At 47.9% G+C, this 25,085-nt stretch carries 18 protein-coding genes; 9 read left to right on the top strand and 9 right to left on the bottom strand.

What is annotated here, in order from left to right:
* Positions 1–104: 104 nt before the first annotated feature.
* The 4 genes from GK108_RS31085 (at position 105) to GK108_RS14385 (ending at position 7,267) form a co-directional block, all read left to right on the top strand.
* Complete coding sequence (locus GK108_RS31085) at positions 105–254, top strand: DUF5989 family protein (RefSeq protein WP_170305398.1); 150 nt, start codon at positions 105–107, stop codon at positions 252–254.
* Between the two features lie 62 nt (positions 255–316).
* A complete protein-coding gene (locus GK108_RS14395; RefSeq protein ID WP_163949401.1) occupies positions 317–697 on the top strand; it encodes an SxtJ family membrane protein in 381 nt (126 codons plus the stop codon).
* Between the two features lie 453 nt (positions 698–1,150).
* Positions 1,151–5,764, top strand: coding sequence for a glutamate synthase large subunit (gltB, locus tag GK108_RS14390; RefSeq protein ID WP_163949397.1), 4,614 nt, complete (start codon positions 1,151–1,153; stop codon positions 5,762–5,764).
* A gap of 12 nt (positions 5,765–5,776) precedes the next feature.
* Entirely contained in the window at positions 5,777–7,267 is a 1,491-nt protein-coding gene (locus GK108_RS14385; RefSeq protein WP_163949394.1) for a glutamate synthase subunit beta, read from the top strand.
* Positions 7,268–7,344: 77 nt separating this feature from the next.
* Here GK108_RS14385 and GK108_RS14380 read toward each other — a convergent pair whose 3' ends face one another.
* From GK108_RS14380 to GK108_RS14370, 3 genes are all read right to left on the bottom strand, one after another.
* Positions 7,345–7,788, bottom strand: coding sequence for a RidA family protein (locus GK108_RS14380; RefSeq protein WP_212592799.1), 444 nt, complete (start codon positions 7,786–7,788; stop codon positions 7,345–7,347).
* Between the two features lie 16 nt (positions 7,789–7,804).
* Entirely contained in the window at positions 7,805–8,515 is a 711-nt protein-coding gene (locus GK108_RS14375; protein ID WP_163949392.1) for a DUF2461 domain-containing protein, read from the bottom strand.
* A gap of 104 nt (positions 8,516–8,619) precedes the next feature.
* A complete protein-coding gene (locus tag GK108_RS14370; protein WP_246224899.1) occupies positions 8,620–9,549 on the bottom strand; it encodes an AraC family transcriptional regulator in 930 nt (309 codons plus the stop codon).
* A 114-nt stretch (positions 9,550–9,663) separates the two neighbouring features.
* Between GK108_RS14370 and GK108_RS14365 the strand changes: the two genes are divergently transcribed.
* From GK108_RS14365 to GK108_RS14355, 3 genes are all read left to right on the top strand, one after another.
* The gene (locus tag GK108_RS14365; protein WP_163949389.1) at positions 9,664–11,187 is read left to right on the top strand and encodes an aldehyde dehydrogenase family protein; all 1,524 of its coding nucleotides are present in this window, start codon (positions 9,664–9,666) and stop codon (positions 11,185–11,187) included.
* Positions 11,188–11,314: 127 nt separating this feature from the next.
* Positions 11,315–11,695 carry a DUF779 domain-containing protein gene (locus tag GK108_RS14360; protein WP_163949386.1) on the top strand — a complete coding sequence of 127 codons (381 nt, stop codon included), beginning with the start codon at positions 11,315–11,317 and terminating at the stop codon, positions 11,693–11,695.
* A 117-nt stretch (positions 11,696–11,812) separates the two neighbouring features.
* A complete protein-coding gene (locus tag GK108_RS14355) occupies positions 11,813–12,247 on the top strand; it encodes a DoxX family protein (protein WP_163949383.1) in 435 nt (144 codons plus the stop codon).
* A 290-nt stretch (positions 12,248–12,537) separates the two neighbouring features.
* Here the strand turns inward: GK108_RS14355 and GK108_RS14350 are convergent, their stop codons facing one another.
* Together GK108_RS14350 and GK108_RS14345 are read right to left on the bottom strand one after the other, a co-directional pair.
* On the bottom strand, positions 12,538–13,575 hold the full coding sequence (locus tag GK108_RS14350) for a spore photoproduct lyase family protein (protein ID WP_163949380.1): 1,038 nt from the start codon (positions 13,573–13,575) through the stop codon (positions 12,538–12,540).
* A 133-nt stretch (positions 13,576–13,708) separates the two neighbouring features.
* A complete protein-coding gene (locus GK108_RS14345; RefSeq protein ID WP_163949376.1) occupies positions 13,709–15,046 on the bottom strand; it encodes a hypothetical protein in 1,338 nt (445 codons plus the stop codon).
* A gap of 198 nt (positions 15,047–15,244) precedes the next feature.
* On the opposite strand from GK108_RS14345, the gene GK108_RS14340 reads away from it, so the two are divergent.
* Together GK108_RS14340 and GK108_RS14335 are read left to right on the top strand one after the other, a co-directional pair.
* A complete protein-coding gene (locus GK108_RS14340) occupies positions 15,245–16,345 on the top strand; it encodes a hypothetical protein (RefSeq protein WP_163949373.1) in 1,101 nt (366 codons plus the stop codon).
* A gap of 134 nt (positions 16,346–16,479) precedes the next feature.
* A complete protein-coding gene (locus GK108_RS14335; protein WP_163949370.1) occupies positions 16,480–16,914 on the top strand; it encodes a DUF4345 domain-containing protein in 435 nt (144 codons plus the stop codon).
* A 120-nt stretch (positions 16,915–17,034) separates the two neighbouring features.
* Here GK108_RS14335 and GK108_RS14330 read toward each other — a convergent pair whose 3' ends face one another.
* The 4 genes from GK108_RS14330 to GK108_RS14315 all read right to left on the bottom strand — a co-directional run bounded on the left by GK108_RS14330 (position 17,035) and on the right by GK108_RS14315 (position 24,911).
* Positions 17,035–18,660, bottom strand: a complete 1,626-nt coding sequence (locus GK108_RS14330; RefSeq protein WP_163949367.1) for a T9SS type A sorting domain-containing protein — start codon at positions 18,658–18,660, stop codon at positions 17,035–17,037.
* A 327-nt stretch (positions 18,661–18,987) separates the two neighbouring features.
* Positions 18,988–22,224 (bottom strand): efflux RND transporter permease subunit, encoded by a 3,237-nt coding sequence (locus tag GK108_RS14325; protein WP_163949364.1) that lies wholly within the window; start codon positions 22,222–22,224, stop codon positions 18,988–18,990.
* Between the two features lie 86 nt (positions 22,225–22,310).
* A complete protein-coding gene (locus tag GK108_RS14320) occupies positions 22,311–23,468 on the bottom strand; it encodes an efflux RND transporter periplasmic adaptor subunit (RefSeq protein ID WP_163949691.1) in 1,158 nt (385 codons plus the stop codon).
* 105 nt (positions 23,469–23,573) lie between these two features.
* Positions 23,574–24,911, bottom strand: coding sequence for a TolC family protein (locus GK108_RS14315; RefSeq protein ID WP_163949360.1), 1,338 nt, complete (start codon positions 24,909–24,911; stop codon positions 23,574–23,576).
* Positions 24,912–25,085: the final 174 nt, after the last annotated feature.

Below are 25,085 nucleotides of genomic sequence, written 5' to 3'. Positions count from 1 at the left end.
AATTTGTCAAATGAATGAGTGGGCTTATTTTGATTTAACAAGAATATAATTATTTTTATTTTATTTTTAAATTAACAACTACGCTGTAAACCTTTACTCAAACTATGGACTTCGTTAGAGACATGTTCCTCTTCATGAAGGAACGCCAAAAATGGTGGCTGGCACCAATGATTGTTGTATTACTACTAGTAGGAATCATTCTTGTTGTTGGTGGCGGATCGGCCATTGCCCCGTTTATCTACACACTCTTCTGATTTTTTGTTATACCGGTTTGGGCAACTTTGGTCAAACCGGTATGCTTTTCTCCCATAAAACTATGCATAAGCGCGTTTCAGAACTTGATATGTACAAGGCAAATTTGGCCATATCAACGGGGTTCCTTGCTCTCTACTTCCTATTTGGACGCCACGAGTGGCTGCTTTACGTAGCACTGGGAGTTGGTGCTCTGACCCTACTGCTGCCAGCACTAGCTCGTTGGGTTAGCTTCGGGTGGTTCAAATTAGCCGAAGGGTTGGGTTATATTAATTCCCGGATACTGCTGTCTCTTATCTTTTTTGCTTTTTTATTTCCTATAGCGCTGCTTTATCGGTTATCGAACCGCAATCCATTGGCGCTACGTCATGGTCGTCGGGCTACTTCATTATTCACGGAACGTAACCATACGTACTCAGCAAAAGACCTGGATAATATCTGGTAGTTAATCAGCTGATCGAATTGTACGAATGAGGACAGCAGTCATAGTGGCCGCTGTCCTCATTTTATATAGCCTATTTGAGCTATATACTACTATAATCTGACGCCGATATAAGCGTCATTACGCTTCACTCTTTCAACAAATAGTACGTAGTTTACAGCTTTATATACCTGGATATTATATAATCATGTTCACTTTTCAAGAAGAACTATAATCAATTTCATAATCACTACCATTTACTATTAAATTCTACTAAAACCGGTTTTTACCAAATTTTTTTAGTAGTATATTGCGTGACTTTGTCGCAAACGCCCGTCACTCTGGCTGTCAACTTCTATATAAATTACCAGCCAGAAGGTTCTTAAATTTAGAATTTCCCAATAAAAGCTGCTGTTTTTTATTATTCTGATAATCAGAAGTAAACAAACGGCGGCATAACCCAACGCTGTTACGACCATGTCTGATCAGGTTGACCAACTCGCGGAATGTCAGGAACAACCCTGGCAAACTCCATCTAATCAGGGACTTTATCGTTCCGAATTTGAACACGACAACTGCGGCATCGGATTTGTGGCCCATATTAAAGGCCGGAAATCCCACCAGATTGTATCAGATGCCCTACAGATGCTTCGACGGATGGAACACCGTGGAGCCGTAGGAGCTGAAGCCAATTCAGGTGATGGCGCAGGTCTTTTAATCCAGATTCCTCACGAATTCTTTCTGGACGAAACTCGTAAACTTGGTGTTCACCTCCCTCCTGCCCAGGAATATGGCGTAGGCATGGTGTACTTTCCCAAGGATGTGTGGCTCCGGGAAGAATGCAGGGCAATCCTGAACCGCAACATGAAAAAGTTGGGGCTGGAACTGCTTTGCTATCGTGTCGTTCCTGTTAATAACAGCGACTTAGGTACTGGTTCGCGTTCGGCTGAACCACAAATGGAGCAGGTGTTTATCAAACGCCCGTCAGACATCACCAACGCGGAAGATTTTGAACGTAAACTCTACATTCTTCGTAACTACAGCACACGTATCATTAACGAAACGGTAGCCGGTGTTGATCACTTCTACTTTTCGTCATTGTCCTGCCGTACCATTACGTATAAGGGTCAACTTACAACGCTCCAGCTGGAACCTTATTTCCCTGACTTACAACAGGAAGAGGTGGTATCGGCATTAGGCGTCGTTCACTCCCGATTCTCAACCAATACGTTCCCATCCTGGAAATTAGCCCAGCCCTTCCGCTACATCGCCCATAATGGAGAGATCAACACGGTTCGGGGTAACGTAAACTGGATGAAAGCCGCTGAAGGTCTGCTCGAATCATCGAAGTTTACGAAGGATGAGATGGACATGCTGCTGCCAATCTGCGATCCTAAACAGTCAGACTCGGCCAACCTCGACAATGCCATCGAACTGCTGGTGATGAGTGGTCGTTCCTTACCGCACGTCATGATGATGCTCGTTCCGGAAGCCTGGGATGGCAACGAACACATGGACCCGGTTCGGAAAGCGTTCTACGAATTCCACGCTGCCCTGATTGAACCCTGGGATGGCCCAGCTTCGATTTCGTTCACAGATGGCCGTATTGTTGGCGCTACGCTCGACCGCAACGGTCTGCGTCCTTCCCGTTTCTGGGTAACCAACGACGATATTGTGATCATGGCCTCCGAAGTTGGCGTACTCGATATTGATCCGGCGAAAGTTGTGTCAAAAGGCCGCCTGCAACCTGGCAAAATGTTCCTGGTTGATATGGAACAGGGACGTATCGTTGCCGACGAAGAAATCAAGGCCGTAATCTCAACTCGCAAGCCGTATCAGGAATGGCTCGATGCCAATAAGATCCGGATTTCGGACTTAGAAGCACCCGTTCGGGCTTATTCCAAATACGATCCCGCGAAACTGTTACGTATGCAACAGGCTTTCGGCTTTACGTCCGAAGATTTGCGTATGATTTTGGGGCCGATGGTCGAAACCGGCAAAGAAGCGCTCGGCTCAATGGGTATCGACATTCCGCTCGCTATTCTTTCGGAGCAAAGCCAGCATCTGAGCCACTATTTCAAGCAGCTGTTCGCGCAGGTAACCAATCCTCCTATCGATTCCATTCGGGAGCGTTCGATTATGTCGCTGATTTCGTTTGTTGGTGCTACGTATAACCTGCTGAGCGAATCACCCGAACATTGTCGTCAGGTGGAGCTGGAACAACCCGTTCTGACCACGCAGGAATTTGATAAGCTGCGTTTTATCGATAAGCCAAAATTCCAGGCTAAAACGATCAACTGTCTGTTTACCGCCGACGGCGAAGGCAAATCGCTCGAACGCGCGCTGGACCGGATTTGTCGCTACGCTGAAGATGCGATTCAGGATGGTTATTCCATTTTGGTACTCTCCGATCGTGCCATTGATTCAAGCCACGCACCAATCCCTTCGCTCCTGTCAACGTCGGCCATTCACCATTACCTGATCCGTCAGGGTCTGCGTGGTAAAGTGGGCATTGTTGTCGAAGCGGGCGACGTATGGGAAACGCACCATGTTGCTACGTTGATTGGCTACGGCGCTTCGGGCGTAAACCCATACATGGCGTTTGAGACCATCGCCAGCATGAAAGAAAAAGGGTTGTTGCAGGTTGATTACGATCTGGATAAACTCTATAAAAATTACATCAAAGCTGTCAATGGCGAATTGTTGAAGATATTCTCGAAAATGGGAATTTCGACCCTGCAATCGTACCAGGGCGCGATGATCTTTGAATGTCTTGGCTTAAATCAGGACGTAGTACGCAACTATTTCACCGGTACGGTTTCTCGTATTGGCGGTATGGGACTGAATGAGATTGCGCGCGAAATATTGGTTCGCCACGCTATCGCCTTCCCGAAAGCGACGCCATCAGCCCCTCGTCTGGAAGTTGGCGGTATCTATCAATGGAAACAGCGGGGTGAAAAACATATTTTCAACCCCGACACCATCCATTTGCTGCAACAGTCAACCCAACGGAACGACTATCAGCTCTTTAAGAAATACTCGAAACTGATCAACGATCAGAGTCAGAAAGCGATTACGTTACGTGGTTTGCTCGAGTTCAAAAAAGGTAACTCTATTCCTTTAGACGAAGTTGAGCCTATTGAAAGCATTTTCAAACGGTTTGCAACCGGCGCTATGTCGTTTGGTTCAATTTCGTGGGAAGCACACACTACGTTAGCCATCGCCATGAACCGTATTGGCGGCAAGAGCAACTCGGGCGAAGGTGGGGAAGATGAACTGCGTTTTAAACCGCTCGAGAACGGCGACAGCATGAACTCAGCGATTAAGCAGGTAGCCTCGGGTCGTTTCGGCGTAACGAGCCATTATCTGACCAACGCACAGGAATTACAGATTAAAATGGCGCAGGGTGCCAAGCCTGGTGAAGGCGGTCAGCTACCCGGTCATAAGGTGGACGATTGGATTGGGCGTACCCGCCACTCCACGCCGGGTGTCGGTCTGATTTCTCCCCCTCCTCACCACGATATTTATTCGATTGAGGACTTGGCTCAGCTGATTTCTGACCTCAAAAACGCAAACCGTGCTGCTCGTATTAGTGTGAAGCTGGTTTCTGAAGCAGGCGTTGGTACTATTGCCGCCGGGGTTGCCAAAGCACACGCTGACCATATCCTGGTTTCTGGACACGACGGTGGTACTGGAGCTTCTCCCCTGTCGTCTATCCGTCACGCTGGTCTTCCTTGGGAGCTTGGACTCGCCGAAGCGCATCAAACGCTGGTCATGAACAAGCTTCGTGGTCGGGTTACGGTTCAGACCGATGGACAGATGCGTACTGGTCGTGACCTTGCTATTGCCGCCCTGCTGGGTGCCGAAGAGTTCGGTGTAGCCACGGCAGCACTGGTAGCTACGGGCTGTATCATGATGCGGAAATGCCATCTAAACACTTGCCCAGTGGGTGTGGCTACGCAAAACAAAGAACTGCGTGCCCTGTTCACCGGTAAGCCAGAACACGTTGTGAACATGTTCACCTTCCTGGCGATGGAACTCCGCGAAATCATGGCCGAATTAGGCTTCCGGACGGTCAACGAAATGGTTGGTCAGTCGCAGATGCTGGAGTTGCGTAAGAATCTGCCACACTGGAAGTTTAAAAATCTGAATTTTGATTCCCTGCTTTACAAGGCCCCAACCAACCTGGAAGTGGCTCTTTATAAGCAGGAAGAACAAAATCACCATCTGGACGACGTACTGGATCGGAAACTGATTGAACTAGCCAAACCAGCTCTGGAGTCTGGCGAGTCTGTTTACGGCGAATATACCGTTCAAAACATCGATCGTAGTATCGGCACGATGCTATCGAACGAGATCTCGAAAGTATATGGCGGCCCTGGTCTGCCAGAAAGCACGATCCATATCAAACTACGCGGCACAGCCGGTCAGAGCTTCGGTGCATTCAGCACAAGCGGTATCAAACTGGAACTCGAAGGCGATGCCAATGACTACTTCGGGAAAGGTCTTTGCGGAGCTCAGCTGATCGTTTATCCAGACCGTACTGCTCAGTTCAAGCCTGAAGAAAATAGTGTAGTCGGTAACGTATCATTCTATGGTGCTACGTCGGGCGAGGCCTTTATTCGGGGTATGGCTGGCGAACGGTTCTGTGTTCGAAACTCAGGAGCCAAAGTAGTCGTAGAAGGTATTGGTGATCATGGTCTCGAATACATGACCGGTGGTTTAGCCATCATTCTCGGCAAAACCGGCAAAAACTTTGCCGCCGGTATGTCGGGGGGCGTTGCGTATGTTTACGATCAGGATGGTACGTTCGCATCAAAGGTCAATCCAGAAATGGTTAATCTGGAAACGCTGACCGACGAAGACCAGAGCCTGATTCGGGAGTACGTTGATAAGCACTTCCAGTATACGACCAGTAATGTGGCCCTGGCTCTGATCCAGAACTGGGATGAGCAAATTGGCCACTTTGTGAAAGTGATGCCCGGCGATTTCCGTGCTGCTCTCGCCGGTCGTGGTATCTCACTGGCCGACCAGATTCGGGACAAGAATGTTGTGTATCAAGATATTGTGGTAGACGTAACGCAGGGCTAACTGCGAAGTACTATGGGAAAACCTACCGGATTTTTAGAATTCACGCGCGAACTGCCTAAAAAGCGCGACCCGCAACAGCGGATTCACGATTACAAAGAAATCGAAATGCCGTTCTCGGAGCAGGACTCTCAACGGCAGGCTTCGCGGTGTATGGACTGCGGAACTCCATTTTGTCATAGTGGCTGCCCGCTCGGAAACATCATTCCTGAGTTTAACGACGCCGTTTATGAGCAAAACTGGGCGTATGCCTACGAGATTCTTAGCTCGACCAATAACTTTCCCGAGTTTACGGGTCGTATTTGCCCTGCTCCCTGTGAAGCATCCTGTGTGTTAGGCATCAATAAACCACCGGTTGCTATCGAGTTTATCGAAAAATCGATCATTGAGGCTGCTTATGAGCGTGGATACGTAACGCCTAAGCCTCCCAAAGTTCGTACGGGCAAACAGGTTGCTGTTGTAGGCTCTGGCCCTGCGGGTCTGGCTGCTGCGGCTCAACTGAATAAAGCGGGTCACACCGTTACCGTTTTTGAACGGGCCGACCAGATTGGCGGGCTGTTACGATATGGTATTCCAGATTTCAAACTGGAGAAATGGACGATCGACCGTCGGCTGGCTGTCATGGAAGCCGAAGGTATTACGTTCAGAACAGGCGTGAACGTCGGGGTTGATATTAAAGCGGACGATCTGATGTACCAGTTTGATCTGGTTATGCTAACCGGCGGTTCAACCGTTCCGCGCGACCTGCCGATTCCTGGTCGTGACTTAAAAGGTATTTATCCAGCAATGGAATTCCTGAGCCAGCAGAACAAACGTAACGCCGGTCTTCCGGTAAAGGTCGATCATCAGGGTGTTACGTATGGTGATGGTGAAATCTGGGCTACGGATAAAAATGTGATTGTTATTGGTGGTGGCGATACCGGCTCTGACTGCGTTGGTACGTCGAACCGACACAATGCAGCCAGCGTAACGCAGATCGAATTAATGCCTATGCCGCCAGCAGAACGAGCCTCAAGTACCCCCTGGCCAAACTGGCCAATGATGCTGCGGACGAGTACTTCACACGAAGAAGGCTGCGAACGCTATTGGTCAATCAATACGAAAGCCTTTATTGGTGATGACAATGGTAATCTGAAGGCACTACGTCTTGTTGATCTTGAATGGAAGAACGAAAACGGTCGTATGCAGATGGTGGAGGTTCCTAATTCAGAACGTGATCTCCCCTGCGAATTAGCTTTGCTGGCAGCTGGATTCCTTCACCCGCAACACAATGGCCTGCTGGACGATCTTGGTGTCGAATATGATGAACGCGGCAACGTAAAAGCCACGAATTATCAAACTACTTCGAACCCGAAAGTTTTCGCAGCAGGCGATATGCGTCGTGGACAGTCGCTGGTTGTCTGGGCCATCTCGGAAGGCCGCGAAGCAGCCCGCGCGGCCGATGCTTATCTGATGGGTGAAAGCCAATTGGAGGGCAAAACCGTTTCGATGCTGGCAGAAGTATAATTTCTGTCAACCATACAGTAAAAAGCCCGTTAGCAGGACGCTGACGGGCTTTTTACTGTAATGACGTTTTTGGCTTACTACTTTTCTGCAATAACCTCAATTTCGACCAGTATATCGTCGGTGGCAATTTTCGGGATACTCTTCATTTCAGCAATTCCAGGTATTTGAGTTAGATAGGTAGCACTCACCGCATTAACCTGATTTGCCAGCGCAGAATTTACCTGAGTGGTCACGCCTTTGATATGATACGTTACCTGCTTCACGTTTCTGAGCGTTAACCCAACACTACCAAGCGCCGTTTTCAGATTTTCGAAAACCTGCTGCGTCTGCGCTGCCAGGTCGCCAGCCCCAACCAAATCGCCATTCAAATTGTATGGACGCTGATTGCTCACATAGACCTGCCGACCCGATACCCCCGTTTCTACTTTATAGAGATAACCAGAGGGCGGCTTTTCGGTTGATTGAGCCTGAGCAAACGAAGCTATCAGCCCGCCAAGCAAACACAATAAAAAACGTTTCATAGCTAGTATAGTTGGTTTAAAGCGTAACAGGCTCTTCTTTTTCATCGAAGAATAGATAATTCAATAGGTCGCAGTATGGTTTAATGATCCGGCAACCTCGTACAACCTCGTCCGCAAAGCTTGGCTTGAGTACCTCTTTATCGGTGAACCGGTGAACAAAAAAGAGTTCTTTACGACGTAGCAAATCAATTTCCGGATGGTCGGCAGCATAGCCCTTCGGCATTACTTTCAGCGTTTCGCCGTGGATCTCGGGAAAAAAGGCTTTGAACTCGTCGGCTTCAATAATTCCCTTCAACTCGTCGACGTTGTAATCTACCTCCTGCCTGAATTTAGCCAGGTTAGCCGGTGTAGGCTGCCACATACCGGCTCCTAAAAACGACTGTCCACCGGGTTGAATTTGAACGTAATAATCGATACGTCCCGAATGACGACCTCCTGGCCCAATCGCAAATGCCAGATGCGACTTGTAGGGCGCTTTGTCCTTTGAAAAGCGAATGTCGCGGTTGATCCGAAAAATACAATCTTTAACGGCCGTATTGGCCAGGGGCTCAAACTGACTTAGACTGGTCAGCACTCGTTCAACAACGCTAATCAGCTCTCCCTTGGCGTCATCGTACCGGCTTCTATTTGCATGAAACCACTCGCGGTTATTATTCTCAATCAGGTCGCGCAGAAAATCAAATGTATGCGCTGTAAATACACCTTTGTTAGCTGGTTTTGTTGCCATATCTAACCAAAGATAACGATTTTCCGCCGATGAGTTTACCGCTCTGGATTAATTCTACCATAAGCACCCAGGATGCGGTCATCAGCTGCTTCAGTACGTTCAGTTTACCCCAAAAGCTGACGCTTAAACTGACGAGGACTAATCTGTTCCAGAGCCCTGAATGCATTGCTAAAATGCGTTACACTGTTGAAACCCGACTCGTAGCACGCATCCGTAACGCTCTTGGTTGGATTACTTAGTATGGCCTTCGCCCGACGGATGCGCTCACTGAGAATAAACTGAGCGGGCGACATTCCAAGCTCGCTTTTAAACAACCGAAAAAAATGAGACTTCGACAGGCAGGCTTTGTCAGACAGCTCTTCGACCGATAAAGCATGCGTCAGATTCTCCCGGATATAGGTTACTACGTACGCCAGGCGATTTGTATTTATATGCTGGCTTGTTTCCGTTAGAAGTTTGGTGCTGACCTGCGTCTGCGATAACCGTACAATCAACTCCCGTAACGTATTCTTGATAAAAAACGGCTTGAATGGATTATTCTCCCGAAATAAGTGCATGAGCTTGTCAATCAGCCAGCTTATTTCGGCGTTGTTTTTAAGCAGATAGTTTTCCGTATCCAGCTGCCATTGATCCGCCCTTTCAACACGAGGAACCTGCTCATTTAGCTCAGCCACGGTTTGCCGAATAAAATCGTCAGATATCGTTAGCGCCAGACAACGCGTTGGCTCTTGTGTGGTGGCATCTGGAAAATCGATCTGCATTAATCGATCGGAAGGTAGCAAAAGCGACTCGCCCGGCTGATAGTCAAATGGGTCTATCTGGTTCAGATGCATCACCTTGCGGCCGCTTAGCATACTAGTCATAACGGGTGCATTAAACCGTAATTCAATTAGACTGGCTTGCTGAAACGTCTCGTATAAATGTAATTCAGCGGCATCATGACTCAGCGTCAGTTTGTTCTCCACTAACGTATCAAGACGATTTCCCCATGCACTAATTGCTTCACAATTCATCGCATTTTGCTCTGCTTTCATATCACTAAGATGAGACGATTTTGCAACTATTTGAGATTATAACGTAAAAACTCTTGTACAATTAGGGCAAAATTTGTAAAAAATCCTATCAACTCATATAAACCTGATTAACCGATGCAAACTGCAGAAGCCCCCAGCAAGATTTTGCCCCGCCCCATATTCAAGACGCAATATGAGAACTACATTGGCGGCAAATGGGTTGCGCCAGTTGACGGTGAGTATTTTGCAAACCACTCTCCCGTCGACGATAGTCTGATTGCTAAAGTACCTCGTTCTAAGGCAGCTGATATTGACTTAGCCCTCGATGCGGCCCATAAAGCCTTCCCGGCCTGGGCAAATACGTCGGCCACGGAACGTAGCAATATACTACTGAAAATTGCCGAGGTTATTGAACAAAATCTGGAGTTTTTGGCCAGGGTTGAAACAGTTGAGAATGGGAAAGCGGTCCGAGAAACGCTGGCCGCCGACCTACCGCTTGTGGTGGATCACTTCCGTTACTTTGCGGGCGTGATACGTGCCGAAGAAGGTAGCCTGGCCGAACTGGATAAAGACACGGTGTCACTCATCGTGAAAGAGCCAATCGGGGTTGTCGGGCAGATTATTCCGTGGAATTTTCCTTTGCTGATGGCCACCTGGAAACTGGCACCTGCCCTGGCCGCTGGCTGTTGTGTGGTGATGAAGCCTGCCGAGCAAACCCCCACCTCGATTCTGGTGATGATGGAGTTATTGGAAGGAATCATTCCGCCGGGCGTAGTCAATATTGTGAATGGTTTTGGGCCTGAAGCGGGTAAACCGCTGGCGCAGTCGAAACGCGTTGCAAAAGTAGCTTTCACGGGTGAAACAACAACGGGCCGTCTGATTATGCAATATGCCTCTGAAAACCTGATTCCGGTCACGATGGAGCTGGGCGGCAAATCGCCAAACATCTTTATGGAATCGATTGCCGATGCCGACGATGAATTCTTCGACAAATGTGTTGAAGGAGCCGTCATGTTTGCGCTGAATCAGGGTGAGATCTGTACTTGTCCTTCTCGCTTGCTGATCCACGAAAAAGCCTATGATCGGTTCATTGAACGCGTTGTTGAACGGACCAAGGCCATCAAGGTCGGTCATCCGCTCGACCCCGAAACGATGATGGGAGCGCAGGCCAGCAACGACCAGTTCGAGAAAATTCTGTCCTATATCGACATTGGTAAAAAAGAAGGTGCCGAGGTGCTGACTGGTGGTGGAGCCGCTACTTTAAACAGCGGCCTTGAAAATGGGTATTACATTCAGCCAACTATCTTCAAGGGCAATAACAAAATGCGCATATTCCAGGAAGAAATCTTTGGACCTGTCGTTTCGGTTGCTACGTTCAAAGACGCCAAAGAAGCTGTCGAACTCGCCAACGATACGTTGTACGGGCTGGGAGCTGGCTTCTGGACGCGCGACGCCCATGAGCTGTATCAGATTCCCCGTCAGATTCAGGCCGGACGCGTTTGGGTAAACTGCTATCATAATTACCCTGCACACGCCCCATTTGGCGGCTATAAAAAATCAGGATTTGGCCGGGAAAACCATCACATGATGCTTAACCACTACCGGCAAACTAAAAATATCCTGATTTCATACAGCAAAAATAAACTCGGATTCTTTTAGGTCGTTGGTCATTCTGTAATGACCCAACAAGCTCATTGAATCTTATCAGACAACGCTAAAGAGGAACGCGAAGAGTGAATGGGTTCTAAAAAGATCCGTTTACTCTTTCGCTTATCTACCAAATTCTATGAATCGTATTGATTTAACGCCAGCAGCTGCAGAAGTCATAGATAAACTGAGAGCGCAGCATGGTCCATTAATGTTTCACCAGAGTGGAGGATGCTGCGATGGTTCCTCACCCATGTGCTATGCTGTTGGCGATTTTATCGTTGGCTCTTCGGATGTGTGGTTAGGTCAGATTTACGGCTGCGACTTCTGGATGTCGGGCGATCAGTTTGAATACTGGCGGCACACGCACCTAACTATCGACGTAACGCCCGGCCGTGGAGCCAGCTTTTCGCTTGAGATTCCGTTAGGCGTTCGATTCCTTATCCGGTCCAGGCTCTACGAACCCGACGAAGCGGAGCGTTTAACACCCGTCCATATTGGTCCTTTTGAAGCAGTATAAGTGTAAAAACGGTTTCCTACCAAGGCTTCCCCTCCAAAATAAACCTCTGACTATCAGCTTGATTATCACAGATCATCTTTGTACATTCGGTAGATTTTCACTAAACCGCTTACAGTTATGAATCTGTTACATCGCATCGAGCATTGGGGCGATACACATCACCCCGCCTGGACCGACGCCCTTCGGATTATGCTGGGCATTATTCTGTTTCTGAAAGGAATCAGTTTTATCAGTGACACTACGTATCTGACCCAGTTGGTCGGTGGTCTGCGCTTCGATTTATGGTCAGTGATGATTGTTCATTACGTGGCTTTCGCACATTTGATGGGCGGTATACTGATCGCTATGGGGTGCATGACCCGGCTGATGATCATACTTCAGCTACCGATTCTGGTTGGGGCTGTCTTTTTCGTTAACATTCGTCAGGGCTTTTCGCCACTCAACTCAGAACTCTGGCTATCGCTGGTCGTTCTGTCTTTGATGCTCCTGTTTCTCGTACTCGGCTCCGGACGTTTTTCCATGGACGAGTATATGAAACAAAATGCCCATTGATGTCTGAACCGGGATTTGAACAAGATTGAAAGGATTAACAGGCTTTTGTTCTTCGCTAAATTGGCGACTAATTATGGAGCCTGTTTAAACTTTCTGTAATGAGTATGGATCGGCGTCTTTTTGTCATTCCGACCGGTCCGCCGGTGCGGCAGGAGGAACCTTCGGGATATCCAGTAAAATAACTTGCACCCGAAGGTTCCTCCTGCCGCACCGGCGGACCGGTCGGAATGACAAAAATAAAAGTTTAAACAGCGTCCTGTTAATCGTTTCAATCTTGTTGAAATCCCGGTTCAGAAAATATACCGAATCTCACACCAAGGAATCTCTTCCTCAACCAGCTTTCTGAAAATAGCGATCATTTTGCTTTTCAATTGGTGATCGTATCGAATGTTCCAGCCGCCGTATTGGCTTACTTTACTCTCCTGAATTTCCGGTACCCACAATAGCTCTTCGGCTTTCGGATTAATAGCCAGATTCGCCTGATGCTGCCACTGGTTGTGCGTCAGGAAAATAACTTCGGCTTTTAGCTGCTCTCTCACTTCAGGCCGTAAGGCACTATCGAGCTGACGGAATAACTCGCGGTAATCGCTACGCCATTCTTTTCCACCGTAGACAATAACAGGCGAAAAATTGACGTGAACTTCATAGCCTGCATCGTAGAAATCGTTGATAGCCGCAATACGTTTTTCAATGCTATCGGTCCGTACATCCACGAGTTTGCTCACCTGAGCTGGCATCAGGCTAAACCGGATTCTTATTTTCCGTTCAGGGTCAAAATCAAGCATTGCCTGATTGACAAATTTCGTTGCAAACGTAGCTTTAGCCCGAGGATGGGCTTTGTAGAACTCAAAGACCTGACGAACGCCATCCGACAAGCTATAATCAATGGAAATATCGGAATTACAACCTATATCGTACGTGTAGAAAGCAGGGTCGGTCTGATTAGCGGTTTTCGGCCACGGCTGATCCATTACGTGTCTGTCGACAGTGGTCATAATCTCGTCGACATTGGTAAATAACGTAATGGGATTGACTTTTTTGTGCCGGTCAACGTAGCAGTAAGCGCATCCGCCAAAGCATCCGTTGGCCAGGCTTGGCGCAATGAAATCCGAGCTTCGTCCGCTCCATTTGATTTCCTGCGACTTCAATTTACCCAATACCAGCACATCCGACTTCGTCTTAAAATGACTAAGTCCCAACTCTGGCAAACGATTATGCTGCTTAATCTCAAGCGTCTCTGCATCAGGGAATTTAGCAATAACTTCACTCCCCTTCTCATTCAGTGAATCGGCCGTATAAAGGATGATACTTGGATTAAAATCGGGCATAAACTATACGTTGAGTTGATACATAAAGAACATTTTACCAAGTGCTAAAGTTCTCCAAAATCGCCACACAACCATCTGTATACCAACCTATTAAGGCTGCAAAAAAAAATAAAGCCCGGTGTATAACTACTTTTCAGTCATTGCCCAGTCCTTTCGTGGTTGTTAACGTAAGACTATCAAAACTGTCTTCAAAGGCAACCGTTCCATCGGCTCGGGAGAATCGGACAAAGTCAATCGATCCCGTTCCTTCAAAATCATAACTGATGCCAACAACATCTTTAGCTTCGGTGGGAATGATAGCCTCATAAGCCTGCTGTCCATTGACAAACACCTGCACTTGTTTATTCCGGACGTAGCAACGCACATCCACCCATTCCGACAAATCAGCGCCAAATCCCGACAAATTGGTATGTCGTGCATCCGCCGAATGTCCGGCCAAATAAATGTCTAAACCGCCAACGCAACCTTTGGCCGACAACGGAATATGGAAATATTCATTTTTACACAGAATGGTAATACCTACATGCTGGCAAATCGAAGACCCTTGCTTAAAATTGCTCTTCAGCCGGGTTTCTAACGTAAAGTTATCATTAGGGAGTCGCTCAAAATCCCGAACGTACCGAAATCGGGTAGTGGGCGGTTTAGGTTGCATCAAAATATGCTGCCGCTGAATTTCCTCAACAGTAACCCCCAATACACCATTTCGAATCGATTCTTTCGCAGCAAAATAAACAGGCACCGGCTCCTGCATCACGGCTACGTGCCAGCCTGCTGACGGTATCAGCAGGTTATGCTCTTGTACAAGTTGATCGCCCACTACCAGCTTCGCCCGAAAATAGCCCGGATGGTAATAGATTGATGTATGCTCATGCCCATTCTTCGGTACAAGCTGACGGCGCGACGGATCCCACGACTGCTGAATAAACACAGAGTCAGTTGGTGAGGCCATAGCATCATAATGAAACACGACAGAATTAGGTATTCCTGTTGTTACAGGCTGGCAACTAAACGTAAAATCTTCAGGAGACAATGGCTTGTGATGCTCATAACTCAGCAAGAAAACCAGCAAAACCATTAATCCAGACAAAATACTAAATCCTACCAGCCAGCGTCTTGCCACTGGTTGCTTTGCAGAACGACCTTTAGTCAGATCAACGAGTAGCTTTTCGGCCTGGTCACTAGAACCGGCCATAACCGGCGCTGCCGATTTAAACTGCTGCCAGTTTTCGTAACCGATAAATTGCACTAATGCCGTCAACGTAGTGGCGGTTGGAACCGACTCGTATTTTACCCGTCCCCACACCCGTTTAAGCGTCGTTATGCTTAAAGACACGCCCGTTTTTGCGGCAATGAGTTCGCTAAGATGCTCAAAGTCCTGCGTTACCCATTCTTCACTACGTCCCCGGCCCAGCTTTTCTTCGATTAACCGACGACACCGGGCTAGTGTCTGATCTTCTTCGTGCGTAACCATCTGCGCTCTCAATCAATACATTAAGTCTCTGCACAAACTTGAACATAAGTTGAACAGACTTGAATTTCGTTCCTGCCCACTACTTGTCAGCTTTGCTCCGCCTATTCTATAAAATGTAGACAAGCAATCTATGAAAATTTGGCAACACGGTGGTAGCTACCCACAATTTACTCACTAAACCAATCACCAGCTCAAACGATGAAATCGATTTTATTTGCCTTTAGTCTTTTGACGGCTAACATCGCTTTTGCCCAGACATCAGCTCCGTTCGACAACGATCATTGGGTTATTTCCGGCAAGATGGAGAAAGAAACGTATCTGGGCAACGATTGTATTCGTCTTTCTGAAGCATCGATTTACCTGAAAGACGCTACGTTCCTGAACGGAATTATCGAGTTTGACATGACACTCCCGAAAAACCGCTGCTTTCCCGGAATCGGTTTCAGGCTGCAGGACAAGGAAAATTTCGAAGAAGTGTATTTACGGCCGCACCAGTTAGGTAATCCAGACGCCATCCAGTATACGCCCGTCTTCAATGGTCAGGCCGCCTGGCAACTCTACTATGGCGATGGCTATTCGACAGCCATTACGTATCCCCTCAATGAGTGGGTTCACATAAAACTAATCATAAAGGACACACAGGGCGAAGTATATGTCGGCAACACCGATAAACCGTCTCTCGTCATTCACCACCTGAAGCGTGAACCCAAACCAGGCCAGATCAGCCTGGAGAACAACTATCCAGCCCTCACTCGCTTTGCGAATTTTCGGTATACAAAAACCAATGAGCCTGCTTTACAGGGACCGTTTAAGGCAGACGTAGCGCCAAAGCCGGGGACTATTCTGCATTGGCAAATCTCAAATCCATTCGACCAAAAACAGCTCGAGAATAGTTTTTCCATCCCAAAGGAGCTGAATAGTCAATTAATCTGGAAAACGCTCCCTGCTGAAAATACGGGTATTGTCAACGTATCTCAGATCACCAGGATAGGCAACGGCAGTAATACCGTTTTTGCGAAAATAACGATTACCTCCGACAGAGACCAGATAAAGAAGTTTCAGTTTGGGTTTAGCGATGCCGTAAAACTCTATCTGAACAATCGCTTGCTTTACGGTGGCCAGGATGTATTTCTGTCGCGCGATTATCGATTTCTGGGAACCACTGGCTATTTCGACGAGGTCTATCTCAATCTCAAAAAGGGGAAAAACGAGCTATGGCTAGCTATTTCCGAAGATTTTGGCGGCTGGGGCTTACAGGGAATGATTCCCGATCAGACCGGTCTGACAATAAAACCCTGATACTACGTAGTAACTGACTATAAGCCTCTACTTAGTAAGTTATCTATATACGCCAAACGTGAAAGAATCTTGGTGAACACCAAGATTCTTTCACGTTTAAGCCTGCAATTTTGCCCTGTCAATTCACAAATACTATGAAAAATCAATCAATTGTAAAACGTATTGCACAGGGATTTATCCTCTTATCGGCTGTCGCCCTTTTATCGGTTAGTCTGATGGCCTTTTCTGACCCACAGTCGGTGATGGACCTGGTCCATGTCCAGCTAAACAATACCGACGCGTTCAGCTCTATCCGGGGAGTATATGGCGGTGTTGGCTTAACGCTGTTTATTAGTTTGGTTTACCTGATGATCAACGATGTTTCCAAGGGCCTGTCCTTCCTGACATTACTCTGGGGATTTTATGCGTTATCGCGGGCAATCACCATTGTCAAGGAAGGCCCACTTGGCGATTTTGGCAATAAGTGGCTAGTCACGGAATCATTCCTGTTTTTCGTTGCAGTAACGTTACGTTTGCTTACTCAAAAAGCAGTATCAGCACCTATTCAAACGGAATTTAACCCGGTCTAATCGGCGCATCCTCAGTCAAAAAAACAGGCCGAAAGAGCGCTTCTCTTTCGGCCTGAATTACGTTAACGTAAGTTCGGGATTAACCTTGAACCGGTTTGACGTACACGTATCGCGATCGACTCAATATTTTACAAAGCTTTGCCGAAGTATCTCCCCTTCCTTTGTTTTCACCTCAATGATATAGTTACCAACAGGCAGATTACCAGCACTTATTGATTTTGCATTCATCGTTTGATGGACTAATTGGCCTCCATTCAAGCTATAAATCCTTACTTCGTCGGGCGTTTGTTTCGAGGTGAGTTGCAGTTTTAATTCATCGATAACAGGATTCGGATATACCATTAAGCCATTGCTTACTTCAATATTCCGGCGAACAGCAATAATACTGGAATAGGTAAACGTACCGTCTGTATCAACTTGCTTTAGCCGATAATAGGTTAACTCGTTTTGCGGCTGCGCATCAACAAACTCATACACCTGAGCCATGGTGGTAGTCCCTTTTCCAGCCACTCGTCCAACGGTCTCTAAGGCTCTGGCATCTGAACCAGACTGAATCTCAAAATGATCGTTGTTTTGTTCCTGGTACGTTAGCCAGGTAAGCTGATTTCCTTTACCTGCCACCCACTGTCCCCTAAACTGAGCCAACCGAACTGGCATAGGCGAATTATCGCAGCGGCTTTTCGTATAATTTGCATCATTACTGGCTGCATTGGTGGCGAATGTAGTGAACGCTCGGGTAAGTTCACTGGCGCCGATAATAGCAGAACCAGTCACAAGCGTACCCGTAGCGCTTCCAGCGGAACAGTTGCCCGTATAATCCCATAACGATTGCGAAGTAGCACCCCCAGCCGTGTTTGGCGCCGTGCCAATATAGCGAGTAACAAACGCATTTTCATTCGTATAATTACCCCCATTCGTGCTCAGGTTGTGCTGTAAGTTAACGGTTGCCGAGGCTGAAGCATTGCTGGCATAGATATTCCAGGTACGATCGATGCCCTCGCTGGGACTCTGCTCGTTGGAAGCTGAAGTAGCATAATCATTTACGTTAACAAAAAAATCGCTGGTTGCAGCACTGGCATTAATACTGGCCGGTGTATAGTCGCCCTCAGCGCGGCCCACCGGAAAGATGAAAGTTTGCAGGCTTTCTTTCCCTACATGCCCGGTTCCATTAGTTACGAAGAAACGGCTTGCAGTGTAATTACTAGTTAAAGCATCATTGTCAAAACGAACATCATAGTTATTCAGAATGACATCGTTATTGTCAACTGGAGTGGAAACGCCAAATATATTTAGAGAGGTAGTACCAAAATCGAGCCCTTTTCCCAGATAAAGTGTAGCCTGTCCATTTGTAGGCGTTGCTCCTTTTGTCAGATCGGCAAGCACTAAGTTATTGGGATTCTCATTGCGAATGAGAACGTCTACTTTCGCCCCATTTCCATCAATATATGTTGGACGTGCCGGACAGCCATCTGACGCCCCCGACTGCCTTCTCGACGCTATATGAAATACACCACTCCCATCAATAATAGCAGAGGGGTCAATAAAGACCGTATCGACAAAGGCCGTATAGTTGCCATCAATAGTCAGATGCGCACCCGGCCCAACAGAGAATGAAGATGCGATTACAGCAACTATACCACCAGAAGGAATGGTAACAGGGCCGCCAGTTATAGAGACCGATGTTGGAGGACATTGCCCATAGGAACGTGAACCAACGAGCGTATACAATGCGAAAAGGAGCATCATCAAACACCGAGTAAAAGTTTTAGTCATGTTTATACCTGCAAATGATTAATAGACTTAGACACTAATTTTAGGCAAATATATTTTTTTAAACTGACTTATTTGTTAGTACTCCAATCATTCTTTTCTTCGAATTTGGGGGCAATGTCAAGCCCAGAATTATTGCATTATTCCGTTGTGGTGACGTTGCGTCTACTTACTCGAAAAGTAGTATCAGTATCTATCTGGACGGAATTTAACCCCGTCTGATCGGCGCTGCCTTAGTCAAAAAAAACAGGCCGAAAGAGAGCTTCTCATTCGGCCTGTTTTATACGTTACGAATCAATTCGCTTACACATCATGCCGCTTGCCACCATGCCCATTACCGTTGGAGGGAACAGGCTGTACGGCAGGGTTACCATCTGTATGATCTTCCTTTTTCTCAGCGTTTTTTTTCAGTTCCTCTAGCCCCTTCTTGCCGTAAGCCAGTCGCGTAATACCAACGTAGAGAACCGGTACCACAAAAATTGCCAGTGACGTAGCAGCCAACATCCCGCCGAGCACCGTCCGGCCGATTGTTGCCCGCGCAACTCCACCCGCACCGCTGGCAAGTGCCAAGGGGAATACACCCAGAATGAATGCCAGCGAGGTCATCAGAATAGGACGTAGCCGGAGACGAACCGCTTCGAGTGTCGATTCCAAAAGATCTTCGCCCTTATCAACGCGCTCTTTGGCAAATTCTACGATCAGAATGGCATTCTTGGCCGCCAGACCAATCAGCGTAATCAGACCAATCTGGGCGTACACGTTATTGGTAAGGTACGGGAATAGAACCAACGCCAGAATAGCGCCAAATGCCCCGATCGGTACGGATAATAACACCGAAAAAGGTACTGACCAGCTTTCATACAAAGCCGCCAGGAATAAGAATACGAACCCGACCGACAGCATGAAAATATAAACCGAGCTATTACCCGCATTGATTTCCTCTCGGCTTAGTCCGCCAAAATCATAGGCATAACCCGCTGGCAGTACTTTTGCCGATACTTCGCGCAGCGCATCGTTCACCTGGCTGCTACTATATCCTTCTTTGGCCGTTCCATTCAACTCAACCGAACGGAACAGGTTGAAGTGCGAAATCAGCGGTGCATTTTCAATAACTGATGTTTTAATGACGGCACTTATCGGCACAAGCTGTTGATTCTGATTCCGAACGTAGTACTGGCCTAAGCGCGATACATCATCGCGATACATGGTATCGGCCTGTGCTACCACCCGGAACTTACGCCCGTAAATAATGAAATCGTTGACGTACTGGCTTCCCAGAAACGTCTGCATCGTACGGTATACGTTGCTGACCGAAATACCCAGCTTCTTACATTTATCGCGATCAACATCAACCCGATAGGCTGGCGTTTTAGCGGTAAAGTACGTAAACGCACGACCTACCTCGGGACGCTTATTCAGTTCAGTCAGGAAGTTCTGCACTACGTTGTCAAACGCCCGTACATCGTCGTTACTTTCCCGCTGCTGAATCTCGAATGTAAAACCTGACGATTGTCCTAATCCCGGAATAGCGGGTGGTTGCAACACCTGCGGGCGGGCATCGTTCAGTCCAGCCAGCGCTTTTTGCAGTTTGACAACCAGCGAGTCGGCCTGCATATTTCGCTCCTTCCGTTCCTCCCAGGGTTTTAGCTTCATAAACACCGTACCGCTATTCGATTTCGAAGCGAACGTAACGGCATTTAAACCGCCCAGAGCCGCAAAATGGTCTACGTACGGTTGCTCCTTGAGAATGTTCATGATTTTATTCAGCACCTCAAGACTCCGGGTTGTGGAAGCCGCTTCTGGAATTTCGTACGTAACAATCAGTCGCCCTTCATCTTCCGTCGGAATAAAGCCGGTTGGTTTCGCGCGGAACATAAGCCCCGTTCCAACGTATAAAACCGCCAGCGCTACCAGTACGAGGGGAGTCGCTTTAATAAGCCGATGAACACTATTCGAGTACGAGTTCGTTACCCGATCAAACCACTGGTTGAATTTGTAGAAAAACTTGTTTAACCCTGTCGCCTTCTCATCGATATGCATCGGACGTAGCAGAAGCGTACACAGAGCTGGTGTCAGCGATAAGGCTACGAAGGCCGAAATCAGTACGGAAACGGCAATGGTAATGGCAAACTGCTGATAGAGTCGGCCAACAATACCTGGAATAAAGCCTACCGGCACGAACACAGCCGCCAGAATCAAGGCAATGGCAATAACCGGTGCCGAAATCTCCCGCATGGCTTCCCTGGTAGCTTCTTTGGGCGACATTCCTTTGTCGATATTCACCTGTACGGCCTCAACCACCACAATCGCGTCATCGACCACAATACCAATGGCCAAAACGAACGCAAACAGTGTCAGTGTATTAATCGTAAACCCGAGCGGAATGAACAGTGCAAACGTACCCACAATCGACACCGGAATCGCCAGCAACGTAATGAGGGTTGCCCGCCAGCTTTGCAGGAATAGGAATACGACCAGAATTACCAGTACCAGCGCTTCGAGCAGCGTTTCTACCACCTCAGAAATCGATACCTGAATAACGGATACGGATTCGAATGGCACTACGTATTCAACATCTTTTGGAAAGGTCTTTTTCAGATTATCCATAGCCGCATAAACGCCCTCGGCCGTTTCGAGTGCATTGCTGCCCGGCAACTGATAAACCAGCAGATAAGAGGCCCGTCGCCCATCGACAAACGAGTTACTGGCATAGGAAAACTTCCCGAGCTGAACGCGTGCTACGTCTTTAAGATAAACCAGCGATCCGCGCGCCGGGTCGCTACGAACAATAATATTATTGAACTCAGATTCTTTACTGAGTCGGCTATTGGTAAAAACCGTGTACTCGAAAGCCTGCGAACCGGGCTGTGGCGGTGCTCCCACCGACCCTCCGGCCACCTGAAGGTTTTGCTCCTGTAGAGCCGCCACCACTTCGTCGGCAGTTAAGCCCAGTTGGGCCAGCCGGTCAGGTTTGAGCCAGATACGCATACTGAAGTCATCGGCCCGGCTAAAAATATCCCCTACGCCCGGAACACGTAATAACGCATCGCGAATGTAAATGTTGGTGTAGTTGTCCAGGAATGACACATTATGCGTTCCCTTAGGCGAATACATCGCCACGAGCATAAACAGCGACGGGTTCCGTTTCCGAACAACAACCCCGAGCCGTGTCACTTCTTCCGGCAATTGAGGCTGAGCGATACCAACGCGGTTCTGCACATCGAGAGCGGCAATATTAACGTCGGTGCCCACTTTGAACGTAACGTTCATCGTCATGCGGCCGTCGTTGGTGGCATTGGTCTGTACATAGTCCATGCCCGGCGTACCGTTCACCTGTGTTTCAATGGGAGTGGCCACCGTCTGCTCAACGGTCTGCGCATCAGCCCCCGTGTACGTGCCTGTTACCTGAACAACCGGGGGAGTAATATCAGGATATTGGCTGACGGGCAAACTAAATAAGGCAAGTACCCCGATGGCTACAATTACGATAGACGTAACAATAGCCGTTACTGGCCGATTGATAAATGTTTCTGCGAACATAACGTAACGAGAGAAAGAGCGTGTGCGGACTGGAGTGATGATTTATCTCAGGAAATCCCCTGTCCCCCCGGTCCGCCTTCACTCATTTATTTTGCATTCTGTCTGTTGGTCGAATCGGATTTGCCACCACCTTCACCGGGCGATGTCACGTTCAGCTTAGCCCCTTCACGCACTTTCTGCGTTCCTTCGGTTACGATCGTTTCGCCTTCGTTCAGGCCACTTTTAACCACTACTTTATCGTTGATACGTGGTCCCAGTACGACTTTTTTCTGCGTGGCTTTGCTACTGTCGCCAACTGCCCATACGAAATATTCGCTCATTTGCTCCGTTACGGCCTGGTAAGGAATCAGGATCTGAGGTTGTCCGGTCGTGTTCTTCACCCGAACATTAGCCGCCAAACCCGCTTTCAGTTGTTTCTTTGGATTCGGGAAAGCAATCCGGATACGTAGCGTTCCCGTTTGCGGATCAACAGCCCGGTCAACAATACGTACCGCACCAGGATAGGGATATTTACTGCCATCGGGCAGCATCAGAATAAACGTAGAATCGCGGGTGACTGATTTGTTATTCTGCAACGCTAAAAACCGCGCAATCTGCGACTCATCAACCTGAATATCGGCCGAAATCGGATCGTCGGACGAAATGGTGTTCATCGGTACAGAGCCAGGAGCTACAGCGGCTCCTAACCGTACCTGTGATATACCGATTGTTCCATCGAGTGGCGCATAAATCGTGGTATATTTTAGATTGGTGGCCACTTGCTGAATACTCGCCTGCGCGGCTTCTACCTGCATTTTGGCGGCCTCTAACGTAGCGTTTGCATTGTCGACCAGTTGCTTGGCCACAGCATCCTGCTGAGCCAGGGTATTGTAGCGGTCAGCATCTTTCTGGGCCCGGTTCAGATTAGCTTTCTGCACATTCAGATTAGCCACCGCCTGATCGTAGCCCGCCCGGTACTGCTGCGGATCAATCGTATACAATTTCTGTCCTTTCCGGACCTGCTGACCATCCTGAAAAAATATACCCGTAATATTTCCAGCCACCTGGGGCTGAATTTCAACCTGCAGCAAGGCTGTTACGGTTGCCGGAAACTCGTCGTAATACGTAGCGCTTCCTTTACTTACCTGCACGGTCGATACAGCCGTTGGTGGTGGTGGTGCCTGCTGCTGCGCATTCTTATCTCCACCACAGGAAGCCAGAAAAGCACTTCCGGCCAATAAAAACAGAAGAGGTGAAAAATTCATCGGATTAGCTACCTGAACCTTATTTCGAAAAATCTCCATTAGAGATGTAGCGTTTATTTGTAGTAGTGTTCGTGTTTATAAAAAGCGACGGGTTACCCCATCGTGTTAGAGCTGGATGGCACCCAATGCCTGCTGCACGTCGAGCTTACTAATCAGAACCTGATATAAGGCATTAAATACATTCAGACGGGCCGTTCGCAGGTCGGCTTCGGCTACGGTTACGTCCAGATAAGTTTTAATACCGGATCGGTACTGCAGGTTGATTACTCTATAGACCTCTTCGGCCAGCTGCTGGTTTTCGCGCAGGGCCAGATAGTTCGCCAGATTGCCCTTATAGGTTGCCAACGCCCGCGCATACTCCGCATCAACGGCACTGGTCAGGGCGGCCAAATCCCAGTCGAGACGCTGTACCTGCAATTCCGAAATCTTTAATTGCTGAATGCGCCTGCCCCCCTGGAAAATGGGTAAGGCAACCGCCAAACCAATCAGCGAGTTAGGAAATGTCTGCGAATAAAGTTGAGGAAACGAGTTGTTCTGGTATAACAGGTTATAGTTACCAAAGGCAGATACGGATGGCAGATAAGCCCAGCGATTATAGCGAACGTTTGCGTTCAGCAACCGACCCTGCGTTTGCAAGAGTTTATATTCGATTCGGTTTTGTGGATTCACCAGCTGTAACGTATCGACGACCACTTCGTTAGCCAGTTGTAACGTATCATACGTAACCGTAAGCTGAGCGTTGGGCGGATACCCCATCAACTGTTTCAGCGTCTGATACTTAGACCCAACCAAATCCCGGTACTGTTTTCGCTGCGCCATTGAATTGTTGAGCGCGATTCGGGCTCGTTGCGGGTCTGTTTTATCAACAATACCGCCCTGATACTGATTGGTGGCATCCTGTAAACTACGTTGCAGACGGGTAATGTCTTCGGTCAGAATATCGACCTGGCGTTGCGTCAGAATCAGGTCATAAAAAGCCTTACTGACATTGACCACTACGTTAATTTTGTTGTTGACGGTAGTTTGTGCCGCCTGTAGCCGGTAGGCATCAGCGGTCTGACTAGCCAGTAACAAATCCCGGTTAAATACGCTTTGATTCAGCGAAAACGAAACCGTCGATGTGTTTTTAGCACCCAGGGCCGTAGGAATCCGTTCTCCACTGGCATTCGGAATTAACGTAACGGGCAATTTCAAAAAGTGCTGGAGATTGTAGCCAGCGGCAATTTGCGGATACCAGGCAGCGAGTGAGCTCTGAACCGTTCGCTCAGCTATCTCCTGATCAATAACAGACTGACGAACAACAGGTTGATGAGTTAATGCGTATTGAATACAATCGGGCAAATACGCTTGTTTAGCTAGTGAATCGGTGGTCTTTTGCGCGAGAACCCCCGTCGACAGAAAAGCACTAACTAGTACCAGTAGAACAATAAAACTTGTTTTCATAACCTCGTGTGAAGGGCAACACGGCTATTTCTGTTAAATAAATAGTCAACGCCGTGTACTATCTACAACTCGTTCGGCGTATTATTTCGTTCGTTTATGGATAAAAATATAGGTCTGCTTTATCGCTTAAATGAACTATGGTTTGCCAAACCCAGTCAATCCCTGTAATTTCGG

It is taken from the genome of Spirosoma terrae (assembly GCF_010435915.1).
GTDB lineage: Bacteria > Bacteroidota > Bacteroidia > Cytophagales > Spirosomataceae > Spirosoma > Spirosoma terrae.
Note: the sequence above shows the minus strand (reverse complement) of the source record. Positions and strands in the feature narration are given on the sequence as shown.